Below are 20,615 nucleotides of genomic sequence, written 5' to 3'. Positions count from 1 at the left end.
TGAACATATTTTTACTAAGAAAAGGAGTAATCAAATGAAGAAGGAAAACGATGTAACGTTTGAAGAAATCTTCAAGCAAAATGAACGAAGGATCTATTACCAGATGCAGCGATTAGGAATCCATGATCCGTCAAAGGAATTTTATACGGAAGGGTTATACGCCATGTGGATGGCGTATAAAAAATATGAACCAGACAAAGGACTGCTTGCCACCTACTTCAACTACGCCATCCGCAACCGATTAATCGATTTACTACGAAAGAAATCAAGAACACTCCAAGCAGAAGAAAAAAGCCGCGAACATACGAAGACGCAACTGCAGGATGGCAATTATATCCGCAATGGTCATACTTCCTATCCACTTCCGAATATCCCCGATATCCTACTTGATGACCCCATTCAATGGAGAAAACTTAAATCACACCTAACCGAGAATCAGTGGAAGTGGATCTATTTTCACATCTTAGGAGACATGCCAGTGAAGGACATCGCCATTCAAGAAAACACCACCGTCGAAGCTGTTACAAGTTAGGAAAAAACTGAAGAAAATGCTTGAGGACGGCTCTCTTAACTCCTTGATGGACTGATGTTGTCCAGGGACATTTACTGTCATTCCTTGAATGTTGTGGAAAGGTTAATAGAATGATAGAGGCTGCTAGGATTATGCTGGCAATTGTTTTCGTGTTTTCTAGCAGCTTTGCATAGTAAACGTGTTTTAATTTGAAAGGGTGGAATCGATGAATTACATAAGACAAGTGAATGCATTTTATACGCATTTGGAGACGAACCCGCTGTCTGCTGCAGCAGCGAATCTTTGGCATGTGTTGATGCATGTTAATAATCGAGCAGGATGGAAGGAGGAATTTACGGTTGCGATGTCTGTGCTCTGTAGTAAAGCAAATTTATCGGAAAGCACGTTTAAACGAGCGAGGACGGAATTGCGGGAGAAGGGATATATTTGTGTGAAGTCACGAGGCGGGAATCAAGCGGCGGCATATCAGATAGTATCATTAGTTGGAATGGTGTATCAGGAGAATGAAGCGATTGTTGGGGTGAGCGAAAGTATGGCCGGAAGTGTGGACCACAGTGTGAAGCCCAATATGGACCGTAGTCTGGACCACAGTGTGAAGCCCAATATGGACCGTAGTCTGGACCACAGTATGAAGCCCAATATGGACCACAAAATGAACCACAGTTTGGACCGCAATGTGAGCCTTAATGCAGACCCATTAGTTAAACAAAACAAAACAAAACGAAACAAAACGATACAACAAATACAACAGACGCGATTCCATTTTTCCAGGAAAATTTCGGTGTGGTCAGCGCTTATATAGCGGAGGATATGATTCATTGGATGAATGACTTAGGTGAATCGTTAGTTTTGTATGCGATGAAACGAGCGTTGGAACATGGAAGGGCGAACTGGGGTTATGTGAAAGCAATCCTCGATTCTTGGGCGAAGAAGGGAATTCGCAGTGTGGAAGCTGCTCGGGCGGAGGAAGTGGCGTATCGGTGTCGTCGGGAGCAAAAAGCGCAACGTCGGTCAGGGACTTATCAATCTGGTGGTCAGGTTGTAGCGGAAATTGTACCGGATTGGTTTCGGGAGGGGAAGCATAAGGTGCAAGAGCGTGATGAGGGGGAGAAGAAGAATGTGATGGTGGAAATGGCGGAGGTGGGAAGGAGGTTGCGGGAGTATGCGAATGCCTGATGGGATTGGTTTTTAACTGTAATGACATTGATTGCTAGAAGTACTGTCGAAAAGGCAGTACCGTGGGGACTAGGTACCCTTGTCCCGAATAGCTTTTAGTTTAAATTACGGGACGATGAACCTTTCGCCATGGACCACAATAACTTTTGCTCACCAAATAAAACCGTGCTATATTATAAGCAGATATTCACCTCGGTTATCTCCTCAAAAACCTCAAGGATGTGATAACATGGCAACTATGCCATACTTATTAAAGAAAATCCTCCAAAACCTACCTACACGAAACACGACCAACTACACAAAGAACTCATCAATACATATTTCCAGGAATTCCTTGAAGCATTCTTTCCCGACGTTCATGACAACATTGATTTTCACGCAATTAAACCACTATCCGAGGAAGTGTATACAAACGTACTGAAGGGGAACACTCGCAGAATTGATATTGTTATTGAGACAACGCTTAAAGGGACAGATGTCTTGGTCATCGTTCATATTGAACTACAAAGCTACAAACAAAATGATTTTCATAAGCGAATGTATCATTATTTTAGTATGTTGTACAATAAATTTCAGAAACCAATCGTCCCCATTGCTGTTTTTACTTATAAAGAAGAGTGGGAAACGGATCAGTATACAATGGAATTTCCTTTTCTACATGTACTCACATTTAACTATTTGACACTTCATTTAAAGAAAAAGAACTGGCGCGCATACATTCACTCGGATAATCCAGCTGCTGCAGCACAGATGAGTCAAATGGGCTATAAGGAAGAAGAGCGGCTACAGGTAAAGAAGGAATTCTTGCGTATGATTGTGAGAATGGAATTAGATTCTGCCAAACAACGGATCGTATATGGATTTTTTGGCAGAGAAGAAAGCATAAACTTTCTTCTGCTTCATAAGTGCAACTAGGGCTGTCACCTAAAGGCTTGGTGACAACCAAGTTTTCTAAAAGCCTATTTAAATTTAACTGAAGAAGAGGAGGAACAATTAATGAAGGAAATTCAAAACTTACCAGAAACAGAGGAAATTTTTGAGATTCCGATTTCGTATGAGGAGAAGGGGAAAGAGAAAGGGAAAGAAATTGGAAAGAAAGAGGTTGCAATGGAAATGTTGAAAAAGGGTTTAAGTATGGATCTCATAGCAGAAGTCACACATTTGGATATTGAAGAAATCGAGAAATTAAAAGAACAACTATAGTCAGTATTCGACCCTGATTGGGAACATGAGAACAGTTTTCTTGCTTCCTATTTGCTATGAAACAATGCATTTTTGTAGTCTGTCACCATAGCGTACCAAGAATGGAAAATCGAAATGAAGAATTTTCGCGGGCTAGAAAGGGTACGGTCTAAAAAGCATGGTCTTACGAGCTAAATTAAATTGCATTAGTAGTTAATTGAAAGAGGATAGCAGCGATACTATCCTCTAAAAAGGGTCTAGTTTAGATTTTATAGTCATATTTTTATTCTTCGGGAATGATGCGTTTTTAAAAAAGTACTAATTCAGTTTCCTCTATCTGTCGCAAAGTCCTTTCTGTCATGTGCACACGATTAGACAAATGGAGAAGGGAGCGGGCGAGATAGGTACCTTGTCCCGATTAGCTATTAGTTTAAACTACGGACGATGAACCTGTCCCCGTGGACCCATCCGTGGACCCAAATCTAACGTTAGTTCGCATTTTATCTCAACTCTGCGATGATTAAAAGGCTATAAACGGTACGAAAAACAGCCTTGTTTTAATCAAGTTAGGCGATTATTAGAAACATTCTAAGTTTAACCCAGTTAACGGCTCGAACTTGTTTTAATGGTACAAATTTCTTTTATATCTATTTTAATTTTTCTGATAATAATAGCGTTTATGGTTAAAACCTGATAAAATATAACTAGTATAAATCTGGGGTGTTTAAGTGAAATGGAAAATACTACTAAAGAAATCTTTTATATAAATAATGAATATAATAATATTCGGTCCCTGTTACATCAATATATAATTGAGACCTCAATAGACAATTGCGAGAGGGATACAAATACCTCGATTGAAAAAGAAGCTATTTTAGTTGGTGGTGCCCCAGGAGCAGGTAAGTCAAAAATTGTGAAGGATATCATTGGCACAAATAAATATGTGATAATTGATGCTGACGAAATTAAGAGTTTTCTCCCTGAATATACTAGCGCACTTATATACAACAAGAAAAGTATTGCAGCTGATCTTGTTCACGAAGAAAGTTCTGACATTGCAAATTCCACAATTTATGCTTCAATTGATGAGTCATCAAGTTTCCTTTTTGATGGAACAATGAAAAACACTAAAAAATATAGTAAATTAATCAGCTCTTTAAAAGAAATGAACTATACAGTAAATTTAGTGGTTGTCGACGTAGATGTTGATGTTGCTTTGGATAGAGTCAAATACAGATATAACGAACCAATGGGAAGATTTGTTCCAAAAGAAATTGTTGTATCTTCAAACTACTTAGTTGCAAAGTCTTTCCTTGAATTAGTGGACCAAGTGGACAACTTTATTGTTTATAGTAATAGCATAAATGGCGTACCACCTAAAGAAATTGCGGCTTGTAATGAAAGCGACATATTTATATCTGACCAAATAGCATATGATGAATTTATTGAAAAGAGTAAAAATGTGTGAATACGTACGACTTAAATAGGGTAAAATAATAAGCAGGAGGTGTGCAAAATGAATTTTAACGAAAGATTAAGAAAAAACATGGAGGAAAAAGGGTCATCTGCTGCAAAAAAGTGGGATGAGCAACGCCGTGAAAATGCACGCAAATATAACTCCACTGAATTTGAAAAGGCTATTGAAGACAATAAGAAATTTCACGAGCAACGTAAAAACTCGGCAATTTATGGATGATTTAGTATAAAAAGGCTTTAACCCTAATTTCATAGGGTTAAAGCTTTTCATAATGGGATTTAGGAGATGATAAAGGAATAGCAACCCTAACTTTTATTGTTACCATTTTCGTATTTACCAATTCTAACCGTAAGCCTTAACTTTTACACTTGTAACCTTTTCTGTAACATCCCTTGGAAATTCGGGTAACTTAATTCAAATCCTGCTCCCCTTCCTGGATTAACACCAACATCAACACTCCCAGTTAGAACACCCAATAAAGTTCCATCTTCAGCCAATAATGCTGTAAAAAGGGTCAGTCCCCCTCCACGCTAAAGCGATAGCGAAGTGGGGGACTGGCACCAATTTTTCCGCGATTAGCTTTTAATTTAAACTACGGACGATGAACCTTGCCCCGTGGACCCATTTACATTTTTATCTTTCAAGTTAAAGGATAGAATAAATCCAATTAATGCCATAACAGCAGCTGCAGCAAAGGCGACTTTAATTCCGATTAGCATCGCTTCACTCGAAGACCCTGATGAAACATTAGTCGAAACCGTACTCATGACTGAGATTAATAGAGCAGTACCTATGGAACCTCCAACCATCCGAATGGTGTTATTCATCGCAGTTCCGTGGCCAATTAAACGTGGATGAAGTGAATTGATTCCCGCCGTCGTCATCGGCATCATGATCATAGAAATTCCTAACATCATAATGACAAAGAATAGAGAAAGTAGCAGCAAAGGACTATCCATTTGTAAAAGCGTAAATAGAATCATAGATAAGAGAATTAGCCCATAACCAGTAATAGCTAACATTCTACCACCGAACTTGTCAAAAAATTTACCAGTTACCGGAGACATTAGTCCCATCAGTAAAGCTCCCGGCAATAGAATTAATCCTGAATCTAGTGGCGATGCACCTTTTACATTTTGAACGTATAAAGGCAATAGTGTTTGTACACCAACCATTATAGCAAATACAAGTGTTGACAAAATGGTCGTTATGACAAATATTTTCGATTGAAAAACCCGAAATTCAAGAATTGGTATTTCAAGTGATAACTGTCTTTTGATAAATAAATAGAGTGACACTCCACCAACAATAATAGAACCAATGACAACGGAATTCATCCATCCATAAGAACCAGCCATACTAAATCCGTATAGCAAACCTCCCCATCCGAACGAAGATAATATTATAGATGTAATATCAATTTTGGCTTCTTTTTGTTCTGTGACATTTTTCATAATAAAGAAGGAAAGAACCAGTATAACTAGAGCAATAGGCAAGATAATATAGAATAAATATCTCCATGAAAACTGTCCAATGATCCAACCAGATAAAGTTGGTCCAATTGCAGGTGCAAATCCAGTAACCAGTCCTGCCATCCCCATTGCAGCCCCCCGTTTCTCAGGAGGATATAACGACATTAAAATGGTTTGCATTAAGGGCATCATTATTCCAGCGCCTGCTGCCTGAACAATTCGTCCGATAAGCAATACAGAAAAGGTAGGAGCAATTGCGCCCAAAAAAGTACCTGCCGAAAAGAAAAGCAGGGCAGCCATTAATAGATTTTTACTAGAGAACTTATCCATCAAAAACGCTGTTATGGGAATGAGGATCCCATTTGTCAACATAAATCCGGTGGTTAACCATTGCGCCTGATTAGCGTCAATTTGAAAATCTGCCATAATTGGGGGAATGGCTATGATTAATAAAGTTTGATTCAAAATTGAAACAAAAGAAGCTGCTAATAGTATTCCAACTATTGCCTTCCGATTAAACGTAGTTGAAGCATTCATCTTTAAATTTCCTCCTATAATCCCTTTGCATGTAGCAGAACGAAAAATCTGTATCTGTATAGCAACTTTTTCTTGGCAGATAGAAAAAGTAAAAAGCTTACCTATCTGCATACGTGCAACTAAGTTTTCTAATTTATCATTATTAAGCCAGTCGCCAATAAATGTTAGTTAGTGACAACTAACATTTATAATATAGATTTACAAATAAAAATCAATTGATATGCACTGTAACTTGAAATGCAAATTTGAATGTTGGTAACAATTCAGGGCCTATTTCCTTTGTAACATCTAATAGCATGTGATAGTTGCATGCCCACGAAAAATTACTTGAAATTCAATACTATAAACATGCTATTTTATGTTTTAAAAGGTTTATATTCTGACACCATTACAGAAAGATTGAATTAATGTTTTAATAAATATATCTTTCTGGTCGAATAAGAAATGATTTTCCCATGTTGCGATAGATGAAAAATATCCGTAAAGCGTAGTGAGATAAACAGTTGCTTGCATTTCAGCATCTTGTATCTGTATCAAACCCTTTTCATGCATGTTGGCAAGATAGGTAGACAAATATGATTTCAATTCAAGTGTGTTTTTTGAAATTAGCTCGTAAATCTCAGGCATTGTTGTTCTTTCATGGATGGAAATTAAAAAGATTGGTTTATTTCTCTTCATTAATTCTAAATAAGAAGTTGAAAATAATTCGAGATCTTGTTCGATGTTCCAATTTATTTTTTCTTCAAATAGATGTTGAAAACAGGGAACATAGGAGTATTTGTTAATTGCTGCTTCAAGGACACCTTTTTTTGTGCGAAAGTGTCGGTAAATGGTCATTTCACTTACTCCAGCTTCTTCGGCAATTTCTTTTGTCGTAACACTATCAAAGCCTTTTGCTTGCATTAAGTCTAAGGCCGCTTGCAAAATTTTTTCAGATGTTTCGCTCACATTATCCCTCCAATGATAGTACATACTAACTTTAATAATAAGACTAGAGAAAAATAAGTCAAATTTTAATTGGTGTGGGGATGATCCAAATCTTGGAGTCTTGCTACTGCTTCCTGGGGGGCTTCATCATTTCGATCTCTGAAGCGAGGTAAGCGCTAGCTTCTGCTAGACGATTACGGAAACTAAATTCAATTCCAGAAGCGTCTCCTGTCACTACGGCAGTATGTCCCTGCATTGCAATGGGGTATGGTTGGCTATTCATTTGACCATGCTTCCGACCACTTATATACACCACTACTGAAAACGCCAGAAGAACGTAAAGCCTAAGCCGAATCTGGAGTTGAAGCAATCAATGAGATTGTTGAGGGGTTAGATGGCTGCGGTTGTGAAACAGTTGAGGGAAGTAGATTAATAAACAACATAAAAGTATGAATAGATATGGAGAATGGCTTCCGGATTATGCTAAGGGGGACGGTATATATACCGTTCCTTGTTATATTAATTGGACCGAGACGGCAATAAAAATTTAAAAATTTACTCCACTTCATACCCCCTTACCCGATTTCATTTCGATTCTAATTGTGAAAGGGAGGTGAGAAACATGGCAGTAGCAGATATGACTAATTCCTCGTTGCAGTTGGTGCTTCAAGACGGGATTAATCCTGAATCGGGCTTACCGATCTTTAAGTTCAAGAGCTTCAATAACGTCAAAACGAATGCAACGGCAGACCAGCTTTATGCTATCGCAACAGCTTTTGCAGCACTACAGGAGCGTGCACTTTACAACATTAATCGTAAGGACAGCTCAGATATTCGGGAAGGGTAATCATCTGAGAAATATTAAATAGAAAGGAGCGGTAACCATGAAAAAATTGGAGATGAAGTTTACGAATCAGGATGGAAAAATTGTAACGTATACCTTAGACAAGCCTGTGGAACCTGTCAATATTGCTAATGTGCATGCAGCAATGGATGAGATCATTACACAGAATGCTTTTACAACCACTGGTGGCGATCTTGTAGAGAAGAAAAGTGCTCGCTTGGTCGAACGTATTGTGGAAGATATTGATTTAGGTTAATGACGTTTATGAGGCTTCAAGATGCTGGAGCTTCGTTATGCCAAAAACAGACCAGCGGCTTTATTGAGCTCTGGTCTGTTTTTGTCAGAAAGGAAAGTATAAAACTTACCTTTCTGCATACGTGCAACTAAGGCTGTCACTGAAAGGCGTGGTGACAAACAAGTTTTCTAATCAGGAGAGAGATTACATGCTAGTAGAGTTTTGAGGTGACTTTGGAAGGTAGTGGTGAGGACTGTAATTCCATGGAAAGTTATACGATACAGGTGAGAAGTTGGGTAATTACTTCAGAAGGTTACGCAATCACATGCTAACGGCAAATCTACCAATGCTAAATTAGGCAGGAGGGAATATAGATGGAAACCTGGATATCATTCATTACAGATGTCGGCTTCCCAGTCGCGGTAACATTTTACTTGCTTCATCGCGTAGAGGGAAAGCTGAATCAATTGATTGAATCAATTCATGCGTTGCCGGAGAGGATGAAATAGCCCCGGGGAGCGAGCGTGGGTTAGTATCATAGGATTTATTGAGAGATTCACGTGTTAGTCCCCATTACTTTAAAACTTTAAAGTGATGGGGACTGACACATTTTGATATTACTAAATCTTGAGATTCTCATACTTCGTCATAACGTGCTTGACGTATCTAAAAGTCGGCTAGGAGACCTATTATCGATGATTAAAAAGTGTTTTAACTAAAATGGATTTAGAAGCTCAAGTTTACGTTTATGTATATTTTTTAGCAACAAATTTAACTATATCAATAAAGGAACGTGCTGCTTTCGATAGATATCTATCGCTTTTATAAGCAATAACTACCTCTCTTGTTGAATTTTTCGAATTTTGAATTGGTAGATAAACAATATTTTCATTTTTATTAAATTCACGGAGGGCCATTTCGGGAATAAAGGTAATACCAATTCCTGAAGAGGCTAATGAATGGCAAGTATAAATATTAATACTTTCAAATATTACAGAAGGATTAAAACCCGCTTCCTGGAAAATCAATTCGGTTTTGGCTCTAAAACTCGTTCCCTCTTTTAATAAAATAAACGACTCGTCTTTAAACATTGACAGATTTACTTCTTTCAACCTAGATAATGGATGTGATGAGGGAACCGCCAAGAGTATTTCTTCCTCCATAATAATTTCTTTTTCAATTTCATTATTAATAAATGGCATTGACAATAAGCTAATTTCTATTTCTCCATAGGAAAGAAGTGATTCTAAATTCTTTAAATTATCTTCAATCAACAATATATCTATACCAGGATATTCCCTTTTAAAAATTGAAATCGCATCAGGTAATAATATAGCCCCTGTTATGGACAAGCTACCAATGGAGAGTTGTCCATTCTTCATGTTAGCTATATCAACCATTTCATCTCTTAACTGTTTGAACTGATCAAGAATTTCCATTGCCCTTTTAACAAAACTCTTTCCAGCATAGGTAAGTTGAACCCCCCTTCTACCTCTTATAAATAAGTCTATTCCCAGTTCCTTTTCCAATTTAATGATTTGATAACTCAGTGATGGTTGTGCGATATGAAGTTTTAAAGCAGCCTTAGAAAAGCTTTTTTCATTTGCAATCATAATTACGTAACTTAGAATTTTTGGTTCCAACACATAAGCCACCTCTCAGATATAGTTAATTTCTATAACTCTTATAAAAATTATATCTTAGACATAGTATTTTGCAAATGTTATAAATTAAATAACTAAAACAAAAAATGGGAATATTCATTAATTGAACTATTGCTCTTTCCAAGTTGTTATAAAACTAGCTAATGCAAGTTAAATAAAATCTTAGTTAGTAAACTAAAACTAAATATAACTAGGAGGAAAAAATGTCTAACATACTCTCTGGGATGAAGATAATCGATTTAACTCAAAATGTTGCAGGCCCTTATTGTACACAAGTATTAGGTGATTTAGATGCGGAGGTCATTAAAATTGAAAGACCTGGTACGGGGGATGACACAAGAAATTGGAGCCCTCCTTCTTGGGAAGGTGAATCTGCAACATTTCTTGCTTTGAATAGAAATAAAAAAAGTATATGTGTAGACCTAAATGATCAAGAAGGTCAAGAAATTATAAAAAAGTTAGCGAGAAAGGCAGATGTCTTTATTCATAGCATGAAACCCGGGAGTTTGGAATCTAGGGGATTAAGCTATGACATACTTAAAGCAGAAAATCCTCAATTAATTTATTCAGCAATTAGCGCGTTTGGCGACGAAGGAGCGCTAAAAAAAGAACCTGGATACGACCCTTTAATTCAAGCTTATACTGGCATAATGAGTGTCACTGGTAACCCTGGAGATGATCCTGCCAGAGTTGGTGTGTCAATTATTGATATGGCTACAGGAATGTGGGCTGTGATTGGAATTATGTCAGCAATTATTAAGAGAAGTCATACGGGGTTAGGAAGCAAAGTAACAAATAGTTTACTGGAAACTGGACTGGCATGGATGACCCTACCAATGACGAACTATATGGCTACTGGAAAAGTACCACAAAAACATGGAACTGCAACACCTATGATTGCGCCTTATGAAGCATTCAAAACTAAAGACAATTGGGTAATAATTGCTGCAGGTAACAATCGAATGTTTCAAAAATTAATTGAGGCACTGAATTTGGCAACAATTCAGAAGGATAGTAGATTCGTAACAAACTCTGAAAGAATCAAGAATAGAAGTGAGTTACATGAGATTATTGAAAATAAAACAAAAGAATTTGAAAGCGATAAACTTATAGTTTTGTTGCGAGAATGTAAGGTGCCTTGTAGTGTTTTAAATACAGTAGAAAAAGTATTAACCGACAATCAAGTAAGCGCTTTAGAGATGATAAAGCAAATTAATGATTTCAAAGTTCCGGACTTTAAAATTATTGATTTACCTTTTAAATTAGACTATCAACGAGGAAACTATCGATTGAATCCTCCAGAGCTAGGGGAGCATACGGAAGAAATTTTAAATAAGCTTAATCTCTCTGAAACTTAGGTAAAAAATTTGACCCATCAAAATGTAAATGGATTTATAAAGGGAGGATTGATTAAATGAGTCTGCCTAAAAGCATTAAAATTTATGAAGTGGGGCCAAGGGAAGGCTTTCAAATAGAGGATGGTCCAATTTCTACAGGAGATAAGGTTGAATTAATCAATAAGCTTAATCATACAGGAATTAGCAGTATTGAAGTTACATCTTTCGTCAGTCCCAAATGGGTACCAAAAATGGCAGATGCTGAGAAAGTGCTTCATCTAATGGAAAAAAAGCCGAACGTTGAATACAGAACAGTATATTTAAACATCAATGGTTTGAGAAGAGCGTTAAATAATAATGTAACGATAGATGGTGTTCTTCTGCTTACAGCCAGTAATACATTTTCAAAGAGAAATACGAACAAAAGTATACAAAAAACACTTTATGATCTAAAAGATTGGATTACTGTTTACAAAGAATCTGGGTTGAAAGTTGATCAACTAGCGTTAATGGCGGCATTTGGTTGTAACTTTGAAGGAAATATTACACTTCCGCAAACTGTGAATATTATTCAAAATGCTATGAGTATAGCAGAAGAGAATAATGAAAAGATAAGAAAAATTAAACTAGCTGATACGATGGGTTGGGCTAATCCTCAACAGATAAAGCGAACAATAAATATAGTTAAAGAGAACTGGCCTGAAATCGAAATTATTTTACATTTGCATGATACAAGAGGGCTGGGCTTAGCTAATGCGTATGCTGCGATGGAAGAGGGAGTTAGAGAGTTTGAAACGGCAATTGGAGGGTTAGGTGGTTGTCCATTCGCAGCAGTAAAGGGAGCAGCCGGGAATATAGCAACAGAAGATCTGGTCTTTATGTGTGAGGAAATGGGGATAGACACTAGTATAGACTTAGAAGGGTTATTAGAGTGTACAAAATTTGCAGAAGAAATTGTTGGACATAGGCTTCCTGCACATTTAACTACTGGTGGGATGTTTTCAGATGTTCGTCAAAGTAAATGGATCAATCAAGAAAAGATTTACTACAACAAAATTAGATGGGAGAATAACGATGGATTTTGAATTAACTGAGCTACAATTAGAGATTAAATCAGCTGTAAAAGAGCTTTGTAATAAGTTTGATCTTGAGTATTGGAAAAAATGTGATGAAGAAAAAAGGTATCCTGAAGAATTTGTTGATGCGATGAGCGAAGCCGGTTGGTTGGGTGCGCTTATACCAGAGGAATATGGAGGATCGAACTTAGGTATTACTGAAGGTGCCTTGATTTTGCAGGAAATAAACCAATCAGGTGGTTCAGGAGCTGCTTGTCATGCTCAAATGTATACGATGGGTTCCCTTTTGAGGCACGGAAGCGAAGAACAAAAGAAGAAGTATCTACCAAAAATAGCAGCCGGTTCTCTTAGACTGCAAGCATTTGGTGTAACGGAACCAGATGCAGGATCTGACACAACAAAAATTAAAACATTTGCTAGGAAAATAGACAACGGTTATGTCATTAATGGACAGAAAATTTGGACTTCTAGGTATCAACATTCTGATATGATACTTTTACTAGCACGCACCACTCCTCTAGAGAAAGTTAGTAAGAAAATAGATGGCATGAGTTTGTTTTTGATTGATCTAAGAGAAGTTGGTAATGCAATAGAAGCTAATTTGATTGATACGATGATTAATCACGAGACAAATATTTTATTTATCAATGATTTGGAAGTGCCTGAGAGTGCTTTAATTGGGGAAGAAGGGAAAGGTTTTCGTTATTTATTAAGTGGTCTAAATGCTGAAAGGATTTTAGTTGCTAGTGAGTGTATTGGAGACGGAATGTGGTTTATAGAACGGTCCGTACAATATGCAAATGAAAGAATCGTATTTGATAGGCCGATTGGGAAGAATCAAGGTATCCAATTTCCTATTGCTGATGCTCATATGGCATTAGAAGCTGCTGAAACGATGGTTTTAAAAGCTGCTTCAAAGTTTGACCAAGGCTTAGAATGTGGACGGGAAGCAAATATGGCAAAGTATTTAGCTTCTGAAGCATCTTGGAAAGCTGCAGATACTGCTATGACCACTTTTGGTGGGTATGGGGTTGCTACGGAATATCATATTGAGAGAAAGTGGAAGGAAACGAGACTTTTTAGAACGGCACCAATTTCAAATAATTTAGTTATGAGTTATGTAGCCGAACATATTTTAGGTTTGCCAAGATCTTACTAATGATAAAAAATGGAGTGTAACATTATGGAAACCATTAATTTGAATTACAAGGGAGAAAACAAGGAAATTCTCGTAGTGGAAATTAATCGGCCACATGCAATGAATGCAATGAATACTAAATTTTTTACGCAATTATTAACCGTATTTAGAGAAAGTGCCTATAGTGAGACATTACGTTGTGTCATTCTCACTGGAGCTGGGACGAAAGCATTCTCTGTAGGAGGAGATTTAAAAGAGAGAAACGGAATGTCAAACCGGGATTTTAACGTTCAGCATCAATTAATAGAAGATTTATTCATTACTGTTCATGACTTTCCGCTGCCGGTAATCGCAGCGGTTGAGGGTTATGCGCTGGGGGGAGGGTGTGAATTAGCTTTATTAGCTGATTTCATTATTGCCTCAGAGAGCTCCAAATTTGGTTTGACAGAAGTAAAAATAGGTATCATGCCAGGTGGTGGCGGCTTGCAGAATTTACCCCGTGCCATCGGTGTGCGTAGAGCGAAAGAGCTTATATATACAGGGCGAATTATTGATGCAAGTTTAGCGTATGAGTGGGGATTAGTTAATAAAGTCGTAAACGTTGGCGAGGCATTAGGCGAAGCGGAAAAAATCGCATTGAAAATAGTTGATAATGCTCCATTGTCCGTTAAAATGGCAAAGTCTTCGATTAGCAGAGGGACTGAAGTTGATTTTCATACAGGCTATGTATTAGACATTACTGGTTATAATATTCTAGCTTCGAGTGAAGACCGTGTGGAAGGAATAGCTGCTTTTAATGAAAAGAGAAAACCGGAATGGAAAAACAGATAGGAGTTGAGATAGTGTCCCCTAACCTAATGGATAAAATGGTTGATTTTATTAATTCAACTGAATATGATAATTTACCGCCTGAACTACAGAAAATTTCCAAGTTTGCCATTATCGATACGTTTAGTGTAGCTTTGGCAGGATGGAATGAATCAAGTATAAAAATATTAAGGGATACGTATAGCTCAAGACAATCCGATCATTTAACTGCTTCCTTGTGGGGTGAATCAAAGAAGTTTTCAATAGAGTATGCAGCTTTAATAAATGGGACGGCAACGCATGTGTTGGATTACGATGATGTCACACCTTCTGTTTTGGCCCATTCAAGTGCACCAATCGTCTCTGCAATCATTCCGGTGAGTGAATATCTAGGTAAATCCGGCAAAGAGTTAATAACTGCATATGTTATTGGAACGGAAGTGATGATACGGGTGGGACAAGTGATGGGATTTGAGCATTATGACCTTGGCTGGCATGCTACTAGTACGTTAGGTACGATTGGTGCGGCAGCTGCATGCGGGTACTTGTTCCAGTTAGATGAAGAAAAATTATCAAATGCCATTTCAATCGCTGCTTCCATGGCAGGAGGACTGCAGAAGAACTTTGGTACCATGACAAAGCCTTTACATGTAGGATTAGCAGCACAAAATGCAATTCACGCCACTTTATTAGCCGATAAAGGATATGTTGGTAATCGGAATGTATTTGAAGAGAGAGGTTTTTTTAACGCTTTTGGTGGAGAGAAATCTTGGGGTCATTTTAAAGAGAAGATTAATAGAATGGAGTTCGGAAAGCCATATGACTATCTGGCAAATGGTTTATCTATCAAAAAGTATCCTTGTTGCTACTTAACGCACCGTTTCATTTACGGTGTTGAAAATTTAAGGCAAGAATTCAATTTAACATTGGATGATGTGTCTGAAATAGATGTAAAGGTACCAAAAGGCGGCTTGCTCCCCCTTATCTATAATCGACCTCAAACGGGTTTACAAGGTAAGTTCAGTGCGGAATATACTTGCTTGGCAGCACTGGAAGATGGAAAAATCACATTACAATCGTTTACGGATCGTCAAGTCAGCAGGGAGGAAATTCAACAAAAACTACCCATCGTTAAGGTAAGTGAAGTGGGAGGCACACCGAAAGAAGGCAATGAATTAGATGAAATTCCGGTTGTTGTCACCATAAAAACCAATAATGGTAATGAATATGAAAAGTCAATTAAGCACGCTCCCGGCTCTAAAGAATTACCGATGAGTGATGAGGAGCGCAAATTTAAATGGATGGACTGTTTTACGTATTATTTTCAGGAAGATAGCGTAAATCAGGAATTGGAGAAGGAAATAATTCATCATTTTGAGTACGCTGGTAATCTGGAAGAAATGGATCGGATTGAAGACTGGTTAAGTGGAATTCATGAATTGGTTAAATGTAAGGGTTTACAAAAAGGAGGCTTTTAAATGAAAAAGAGATTAGCTGTTTTGTTTCTTTTTATTACTCTTTCGGTTCTTCTGTTGATGGGGTGCGGCAGCGATGGAGGAGAAACGAGCGCTAGCAATAATGGTTCTGCTGGAGGAAAAGAGCAAAACATTCGGATTGCATATAACCTGCCTCCTGAGCATGCCACAGGCATATATTTTGAAACGTTAGCAGAAGAAATTGAAAATAGAACGGAAAATTTATCGATTCATTTAAAACCTCAGGTATTCCCTAATGGCCAACTCTATAATGATTCCGAATTACCTGATGCTTTAACAAATGGTGCAGTAGAAATTGGGCAACTGAATATCGGATTTTTAGCGGGCAGTCAAACGGAACCGTTACGTGTCACGGATTTGCCGTTTCTTTTTAATTCGTTGGAAGCTCAATGGGCTGCTGAAGATGGAGAATATGGTGAACTGTATGGAGAACAATTGGAAACGATGGGAATGAAATTAATAGGATGGGCTCCATATGGCACGGTTGAATTATATGGAAACAAACCAATCAAAACACCAGATGATTTGAAGGGCTTAAAATTAAGGGCTTTTGGTCAAGGTGCAGCATTATTTTTAGAGGAAATAGGAGCTTCTCCGGTTAGTATAAGTTCCCAAGAAATATACCAATCAATGGAACACGGCACAATCGATGGATTTATGACAGGGCCTTCTTCGGTTGTAGAGCGTGGTTTATATGAAGTTACGACGTATGGTACGGACATGACCGTCATGCAAATCTCTTTTCAAAGTATAGCGAATATCAATTGGTGGAATTCTCTGCCGGAAGATGTTCAACAGGCTGTTATCGAAGCTTCTTACAGCGCTCAAGAAGTGGCGAGACAAGCGGAAGCAGAAGCAGATGCGGAATATAAGCAAAAGTTAACAACGGAAGGGGTGGAACAATACCAACCTACAGATGAAGAATATCAGCAATGGGTTGAAACTGTTTCAGACAGACAAGAAGTATATAAAGAAAAGTCGGGAGAGCTGGGAGAAAGACTTCTGGAACTTGTAGAAGAAGCGAATGAACAATATCTTTCTGAATAGAAAAATAATAATGCTGGGGCAAAATTTTTTAGTATATTTTGTAATAGATTTACTTGGTAATAATTTTTTGTCCTGGTTTCTTTTTTTTAGTGGTTAAGAGACTCAGAGACTCACATCTTCTAGTTTGTAAGTTCTCCATGCGATGTTTGTTGGATTGGGTCACTCTAACCTATGAGAGGACAGAAAGATAATTTCTTGATTTTAAGTTAAGGGGTGAATCAAATGCTGAAATCCATAATAAGAGGGATTGTAGTATTCGAAAAGCTGTTTATCTATATTTCTGGTGTTTTTATGGGCTTACTGGCTCTATTTGTTTTTTATGAAGTGGTGGCAAGATACGTTTTTAACTCCCCAACGGTTTGGGCTAATGAGTTTTCTACGTATATACTGCAATTTATAGTTTTTTTATCGATGGGATATTTATTTATTCGAGACAAGCATGTAAAAGTAACTTTTCTTATAGATAAATTAAATGGGGTGGCTAGGAAATTTATTCAAATTTTAGCCGCCTTATTGGTAATTCCCTATGCAATTGTTTTAACTATTTATGGGTTTCAGTATACCAGTAATGCGTATAATCTGGGTATGGTTTCTCCATCCCTGCTGGAATTTCCTTTATGGATCCCCTATTCATTTATTCCCATGGGCGGTCTCTTGCTTGTTCTCGCGAGCATATGCACCGTTCTGAAAATAATCATAAATGAAGAGGAGGAAATAGCTTGATTAGTGCAAGTTCGATTTTAATATTATTAGGTGTCCTCTTCTTTTGTTTAATCATTGGCATCCCGATTGGTTTTGCATTAGGATTATCAGGGGTTGTTACAATTCTTTCTCTTGGTACACAATTTATGGTGCAGATACCAATTACATTGCATAGCACCTTAACTGAGTTTGTATTTGTTGCCATCCCGTTATACGTTTTAATGGGGGAAATATTATATCACGGTAAAAGTGGTGAACGGATTTTTATGGTGGCCCACCGGTTATTGAGAAAAATTAGAGGAGGAACTGGTCTAGCAAGTGTAGGTGCATACACTTTTTTTTCAACAATTGTCGGATCCAGTATGGCAGCTGTGGTAACAATCGGGAGAATAGCCATTCCAGAAATGATAAAAAAAAATTATTCCAAGAAGTTATCGTTTGGTTTATCAGCGGTAGGTGGGTCTCTTGGTATACTCATACCTCCTAGCATCCCATTAATTTTGTATGCATCATTAAGTGGAACGTCGCCTGGTGCATTATTCATGGCTGGTATCATTCCCGGACTTCTTTTAGCTGGTTTATTAGCTGTTTATGCCGTCATTATAGCACCAAAGAATGAAGGGGCTGTTATTGGTCATGATTTAAAAATAGGTGATAATGAATCTGCTGCTGCTTTAGAAAAGGCTAGCATCCTAAAAGCAATACCAGATATCATACTCCCTATTATTGTATTAGGTGGGATTTACGCGGGAATTTTCACTCCTACCGAAGCTGCAGCAGTGGGAGTTGTGTATGCCATAGTTGTTGCATTCTTTCTTCAAAGAAGCTTGGACATCAAATTAATACCAACCATTTTAAAAGGGTCGGTCGAAACTTCAGCTATGCTATTAACTATAGTGGTAGGAGCTTTAGTTTTTGGTTCCGCACTAACATTAATTGGACTGCCCCAATACTTATCGAGTTTTGTAACAGATCTGTCGGTTTCGCCTTGGGTTATATTACTGATAATGAATATAATTTGGCTCATAATGGGCTTTTTCTTAGAAGTTGTTTCCATTTTGCTTATAACCACGCCTATTTTCTTCCCAATTGCTATGTCTCTAGGTTTTGATCCGATATGGTTTGGGATTATTATGGTTATTAACATGGAGCTTGCTGTGATCACACCTCCACTAGGGATGAATTTATTTGCATTGAAGTCTTTATTTCCTAATGAATCAATGGGTCTGATTATTAAGAGTGTATTACCGTTTATTTTCATCGTTATTTTAGTATTAATATTAGTTTGGGTGTTTCCGCAACTTGCTCTAATACTCATAAAGTAAAGAATAGGCAAAGCGTTTCAACCATTATTATGTAGAAAGAAGTGATTGTGGATGTTAACCAGGGTGATTAAAGTACGGGCATTTCTTTTTTCACCCTATTTTTACACATACATATATATCTTATATTGGATATTATTGTGCAAGTATTCTTTTAGTACCTCTATGAGGGTGCGATATTGTGAGCGAAATGTCTTTCATAAAGGTGATGACTGACAAAATAATGCGTTTAAAGGTGTAGAATGTCCTTCAAGAAATGTCTATTGTTAGAGGAATGCGGTAATCGCGCGCGGGAATACCGAAGTTCACAGTGTTAATACCGAAGTTCAAAATTACAACCAAAAAAGTGGGACATTCAGGGACTGTCCCTGAATGTCATGGCAAATGCGATTCCAAATAATGCCCCTGAAACCCAACCATCCACATCCTAGTAGAGAAGCCTAATTAAACCAAACGGATAGTCCCTGAAATAGCTGGAATAAAAAGGATCCTGTGGCCGAATTTATCAAAAAATTTACCAGAGAGAAAGATCGAATGACTACAATTGTAATCCCTTGTGTGATAAAAAACTGCGAAATACTTCCACCAACATTAATCTCTTTCCCAAACGCCCCGATGAAGTTGACAGTCCCTGCGATAGCCATATAATTAAATGCTACCAGTATACAGGGGAGAAGGACACGCTTTAACGAACATATACTTATAGATAGGTTCATCGTTGTTCGTCTGTGGACCTTCCTTTTCTTTTTCAACTTTCGTATTTTTAGTGAAAAAACTGCACAACAATGAAAAAGACATAAGCCCCAGTGTTAACATCATCATGGACTCAAATGAAAATTTTGCAAGATATGAAATGGCGATTGGTGGCCTAATTGTCGTTCCAACGCTTGTAGACATTGCGAAAAAAACAATGCCCTCACCTAATCGTGATTTAGGAACAATATTACTTGATATGGTAAACACTAACATCGTAAGTATGCTAAAACCAATCCCTTGCAGCTCGAATGAATATTAAAAATTCGATGGACTGGTGTACAAACGTAAGAGCGATTGTGCCGAAAAAATAAATGAGGGAAATGATGTGGGTAATTTCATATTAACTTTTTGGATAATTACATTTGCAAAGAAACGCGTAATTAGTGATGCTACCATTAAGGTCGTGGTCATGGTTCCCACAATCGCAGGGTTGTCACTAATGGTGGATACAAAAAGTGGGAAACCTGCTGTAATCATATAAAAGATACAAAGAGGTATCAATGCCTTTTTAAATAGGAATAAGCGTGGGTCTATTAATATGAAGTTTTTAAAGTTGAATGGAAAAGGAGTGGTTACTTGGGGCGATAGCTAGAAGGGTCAGACCCATTAATTTATGCTCCTTCTTGATGTGTGATGGTAAGCCCTGAGCTAATGCCATAGAAGATCATACGACGAAATTATTCTCATGTTATATCAAGGTCAAATCAACGATGAGGTATACAAATTTATTGTGGATTACAGCCACTCGTTAGAAGGGTCAGACCAGCACTGTGCTAGAGTGTTAGCATAACGTGAGAGTGACCCTATAATTAAGTATTTATTACACTAAGTATAATTCCACCTTTAACCTAGGTATAATGAAGTATATAATGAAATTACAATAACGAA

At 37.5% G+C, this 20,615-nt stretch carries 23 protein-coding genes; 19 read left to right on the top strand and 4 right to left on the bottom strand.

Going from position 1 to position 20,615, the window contains the following annotated elements; translation table 11 throughout:
• The first annotated feature begins 34 nt into the window (after positions 1 to 34).
• The 7 genes from MN204_RS09190 to MN204_RS09165 all read left to right on the top strand — a co-directional run bounded on the left by MN204_RS09190 (position 35) and on the right by MN204_RS09165 (position 4,586).
• Positions 35 to 532 (top strand): sigma factor, encoded by a 498-nt coding sequence (locus MN204_RS09190; RefSeq protein ID WP_249870786.1) that lies wholly within the window; start codon positions 35 to 37, stop codon positions 530 to 532.
• 205 nt (positions 533 to 737) lie between these two features.
• On the top strand, positions 738 to 1,334 hold the full coding sequence (locus tag MN204_RS09185; protein ID WP_249870785.1) for a hypothetical protein: 597 nt from the start codon (positions 738 to 740) through the stop codon (positions 1,332 to 1,334).
• Positions 1,316 to 1,708 carry a DnaD domain-containing protein gene (locus tag MN204_RS09180; protein ID WP_249870784.1) on the top strand — a complete coding sequence of 131 codons (393 nt, stop codon included), beginning with the start codon at positions 1,316 to 1,318 and terminating at the stop codon, positions 1,706 to 1,708. The genes MN204_RS09185 and MN204_RS09180 overlap by 19 nt, the downstream gene beginning before the upstream one ends.
• 243 nt (positions 1,709 to 1,951) lie before the next feature.
• A complete protein-coding gene (locus MN204_RS21265) occupies positions 1,952 to 2,623 on the top strand; it encodes a PD-(D/E)XK nuclease family transposase (RefSeq protein ID WP_368858661.1) in 672 nt (223 codons plus the stop codon).
• A gap of 81 nt (positions 2,624 to 2,704) precedes the next feature.
• On the top strand, positions 2,705 to 2,911 hold the full coding sequence (locus MN204_RS21260) for a hypothetical protein (RefSeq protein ID WP_306798642.1): 207 nt from the start codon (positions 2,705 to 2,707) through the stop codon (positions 2,909 to 2,911).
• Between the two features lie 712 nt (positions 2,912 to 3,623).
• Entirely contained in the window at positions 3,624 to 4,358 is a 735-nt protein-coding gene (locus MN204_RS09170) for a zeta toxin family protein (RefSeq protein ID WP_249870783.1), read from the top strand.
• Between the two features lie 48 nt (positions 4,359 to 4,406).
• Positions 4,407 to 4,586, top strand: coding sequence for a hypothetical protein (locus MN204_RS09165; protein ID WP_249870782.1), 180 nt, complete (start codon positions 4,407 to 4,409; stop codon positions 4,584 to 4,586).
• 368 nt (positions 4,587 to 4,954) lie between these two features.
• Here the strand turns inward: MN204_RS09165 and MN204_RS09160 are convergent, their stop codons facing one another.
• Both MN204_RS09160 and MN204_RS09155 read right to left on the bottom strand, forming a co-directional pair.
• Positions 4,955 to 6,376 carry a DHA2 family efflux MFS transporter permease subunit gene (locus tag MN204_RS09160; protein WP_249870781.1) on the bottom strand — a complete coding sequence of 474 codons (1,422 nt, stop codon included), beginning with the start codon at positions 6,374 to 6,376 and terminating at the stop codon, positions 4,955 to 4,957.
• A gap of 372 nt (positions 6,377 to 6,748) precedes the next feature.
• Positions 6,749 to 7,324, bottom strand: a complete 576-nt coding sequence (locus MN204_RS09155; protein WP_249870780.1) for a TetR/AcrR family transcriptional regulator — start codon at positions 7,322 to 7,324, stop codon at positions 6,749 to 6,751.
• Between the two features lie 601 nt (positions 7,325 to 7,925).
• Between MN204_RS09155 and MN204_RS09150 the strand changes: the two genes are divergently transcribed.
• The 3 genes from MN204_RS09150 (at position 7,926) to MN204_RS09140 (ending at position 8,891) form a co-directional block, all read left to right on the top strand.
• Positions 7,926 to 8,150, top strand: coding sequence for a DUF1659 domain-containing protein (locus MN204_RS09150; protein ID WP_249870779.1), 225 nt, complete (start codon positions 7,926 to 7,928; stop codon positions 8,148 to 8,150).
• Positions 8,151 to 8,187: 37 nt separating this feature from the next.
• Entirely contained in the window at positions 8,188 to 8,403 is a 216-nt protein-coding gene (locus MN204_RS09145) for a DUF2922 domain-containing protein (protein ID WP_249870778.1), read from the top strand.
• A 353-nt stretch (positions 8,404 to 8,756) separates the two neighbouring features.
• On the top strand, positions 8,757 to 8,891 hold the full coding sequence (locus MN204_RS09140; protein WP_249870777.1) for a YvrJ family protein: 135 nt from the start codon (positions 8,757 to 8,759) through the stop codon (positions 8,889 to 8,891).
• A 237-nt stretch (positions 8,892 to 9,128) separates the two neighbouring features.
• Here the strand turns inward: MN204_RS09140 and MN204_RS09135 are convergent, their stop codons facing one another.
• On the bottom strand, positions 9,129 to 10,025 hold the full coding sequence (locus MN204_RS09135) for a LysR family transcriptional regulator (RefSeq protein ID WP_249870776.1): 897 nt from the start codon (positions 10,023 to 10,025) through the stop codon (positions 9,129 to 9,131).
• A 224-nt stretch (positions 10,026 to 10,249) separates the two neighbouring features.
• Here MN204_RS09135 and MN204_RS09130 point away from each other — a divergent pair, with 224 nt between their 5' ends.
• The 8 genes from MN204_RS09130 to MN204_RS09095 all read left to right on the top strand — a co-directional run bounded on the left by MN204_RS09130 (position 10,250) and on the right by MN204_RS09095 (position 18,974).
• Complete coding sequence (locus tag MN204_RS09130) at positions 10,250 to 11,404, top strand: CaiB/BaiF CoA transferase family protein (RefSeq protein WP_249870775.1); 1,155 nt, start codon at positions 10,250 to 10,252, stop codon at positions 11,402 to 11,404.
• A 56-nt stretch (positions 11,405 to 11,460) separates the two neighbouring features.
• Entirely contained in the window at positions 11,461 to 12,468 is a 1,008-nt protein-coding gene (locus tag MN204_RS09125) for a hydroxymethylglutaryl-CoA lyase (protein ID WP_249870774.1), read from the top strand.
• A complete protein-coding gene (locus MN204_RS09120; protein ID WP_249870773.1) occupies positions 12,458 to 13,618 on the top strand; it encodes an acyl-CoA dehydrogenase family protein in 1,161 nt (386 codons plus the stop codon). The genes MN204_RS09125 and MN204_RS09120 overlap by 11 nt, the downstream gene beginning before the upstream one ends.
• Before the next feature lie 24 nt (positions 13,619 to 13,642).
• On the top strand, positions 13,643 to 14,428 hold the full coding sequence (locus tag MN204_RS09115; protein WP_249870772.1) for an enoyl-CoA hydratase/isomerase family protein: 786 nt from the start codon (positions 13,643 to 13,645) through the stop codon (positions 14,426 to 14,428).
• Positions 14,413 to 15,882: an MmgE/PrpD family protein gene (locus MN204_RS09110; RefSeq protein ID WP_249870771.1), complete on the top strand. Its 1,470-nt coding sequence runs from the start codon at positions 14,413 to 14,415 to the stop codon at positions 15,880 to 15,882. The genes MN204_RS09115 and MN204_RS09110 overlap by 16 nt, the downstream gene beginning before the upstream one ends.
• Positions 15,883 to 16,947 (top strand): TRAP transporter substrate-binding protein, encoded by a 1,065-nt coding sequence (locus tag MN204_RS09105; RefSeq protein WP_249870770.1) that lies wholly within the window; start codon positions 15,883 to 15,885, stop codon positions 16,945 to 16,947.
• Positions 16,948 to 17,169: 222 nt separating this feature from the next.
• Entirely contained in the window at positions 17,170 to 17,670 is a 501-nt protein-coding gene (locus tag MN204_RS09100) for a TRAP transporter small permease (protein WP_249870769.1), read from the top strand.
• Positions 17,667 to 18,974, top strand: coding sequence for a TRAP transporter large permease (locus tag MN204_RS09095; RefSeq protein WP_249870768.1), 1,308 nt, complete (start codon positions 17,667 to 17,669; stop codon positions 18,972 to 18,974). The genes MN204_RS09100 and MN204_RS09095 overlap by 4 nt, the downstream gene beginning before the upstream one ends.
• 645 nt (positions 18,975 to 19,619) lie before the next feature.
• On the opposite strand, the gene MN204_RS09090 is transcribed toward MN204_RS09095, so the two are convergent.
• Positions 19,620 to 19,940 (bottom strand): MFS transporter, encoded by a 321-nt coding sequence (locus tag MN204_RS09090; RefSeq protein ID WP_249870767.1) that lies wholly within the window; start codon positions 19,938 to 19,940, stop codon positions 19,620 to 19,622.
• Positions 19,941 to 20,052: 112 nt separating this feature from the next.
• Between MN204_RS09090 and MN204_RS09085 the strand changes: the two genes are divergently transcribed.
• Positions 20,053 to 20,208: a hypothetical protein gene (locus MN204_RS09085; protein ID WP_249870766.1), complete on the top strand. Its 156-nt coding sequence runs from the start codon at positions 20,053 to 20,055 to the stop codon at positions 20,206 to 20,208.
• Positions 20,209 to 20,615 lie beyond the last annotated feature (407 nt).

It is taken from the genome of Oceanobacillus saliphilus, assembly GCF_023522835.1.
Taxonomy (GTDB): Bacteria; Bacillota; Bacilli; order Bacillales; family Amphibacillaceae; genus Oceanobacillus; species Oceanobacillus saliphilus.
The sequence above is the reverse complement of the archived record's forward strand: the minus strand, read 5'-3'. Positions and strand labels throughout refer to the sequence as shown.

What these genes read in the sequence shown, in the direction of transcription:
- MN204_RS09190 (WP_249870786.1), top strand. Translation starts at nt 35, where the DNA reads ATGAAGAAGGAAAACGATGTAACGTTTGAAGAAATCTTCAAGCAAAAT.
- MN204_RS09185 (WP_249870785.1), top strand. Translation starts at nt 738, where the DNA reads ATGAATTACATAAGACAAGTGAATGCATTTTATACGCATTTGGAGACG.
- MN204_RS21260 (WP_306798642.1), top strand. Translation starts at nt 2,705, where the DNA reads ATGAAGGAAATTCAAAACTTACCAGAAACAGAGGAAATTTTTGAGATT.
- MN204_RS09170 (WP_249870783.1), top strand. Translation starts at nt 3,624, where the DNA reads ATGGAAAATACTACTAAAGAAATCTTTTATATAAATAATGAATATAAT.
- MN204_RS09165 (WP_249870782.1), top strand. Translation starts at nt 4,407, where the DNA reads ATGAATTTTAACGAAAGATTAAGAAAAAACATGGAGGAAAAAGGGTCA.
- MN204_RS09160 (WP_249870781.1), bottom strand. Translation starts at nt 6,376, where the DNA reads ATGAATGCTTCAACTACGTTTAATCGGAAGGCAATAGTTGGAATACTA.
- MN204_RS09150 (WP_249870779.1), top strand. Translation starts at nt 7,926, where the DNA reads ATGGCAGTAGCAGATATGACTAATTCCTCGTTGCAGTTGGTGCTTCAA.
- MN204_RS09145 (WP_249870778.1), top strand. Translation starts at nt 8,188, where the DNA reads ATGAAAAAATTGGAGATGAAGTTTACGAATCAGGATGGAAAAATTGTA.
- MN204_RS09140 (WP_249870777.1), top strand. Translation starts at nt 8,757, where the DNA reads ATGGAAACCTGGATATCATTCATTACAGATGTCGGCTTCCCAGTCGCG.
- MN204_RS09130 (WP_249870775.1), top strand. Translation starts at nt 10,250, where the DNA reads ATGTCTAACATACTCTCTGGGATGAAGATAATCGATTTAACTCAAAAT.
- MN204_RS09125 (WP_249870774.1), top strand. Translation starts at nt 11,461, where the DNA reads ATGAGTCTGCCTAAAAGCATTAAAATTTATGAAGTGGGGCCAAGGGAA.
- MN204_RS09120 (WP_249870773.1), top strand. Translation starts at nt 12,458, where the DNA reads ATGGATTTTGAATTAACTGAGCTACAATTAGAGATTAAATCAGCTGTA.
- MN204_RS09115 (WP_249870772.1), top strand. Translation starts at nt 13,643, where the DNA reads ATGGAAACCATTAATTTGAATTACAAGGGAGAAAACAAGGAAATTCTC.
- MN204_RS09110 (WP_249870771.1), top strand. Translation starts at nt 14,413, where the DNA reads ATGGAAAAACAGATAGGAGTTGAGATAGTGTCCCCTAACCTAATGGAT.
- MN204_RS09105 (WP_249870770.1), top strand. Translation starts at nt 15,883, where the DNA reads ATGAAAAAGAGATTAGCTGTTTTGTTTCTTTTTATTACTCTTTCGGTT.
- MN204_RS09100 (WP_249870769.1), top strand. Translation starts at nt 17,170, where the DNA reads ATGCTGAAATCCATAATAAGAGGGATTGTAGTATTCGAAAAGCTGTTT.
- MN204_RS09090 (WP_249870767.1), bottom strand. Translation starts at nt 19,940, where the DNA reads ATGTTAGTGTTTACCATATCAAGTAATATTGTTCCTAAATCACGATTA.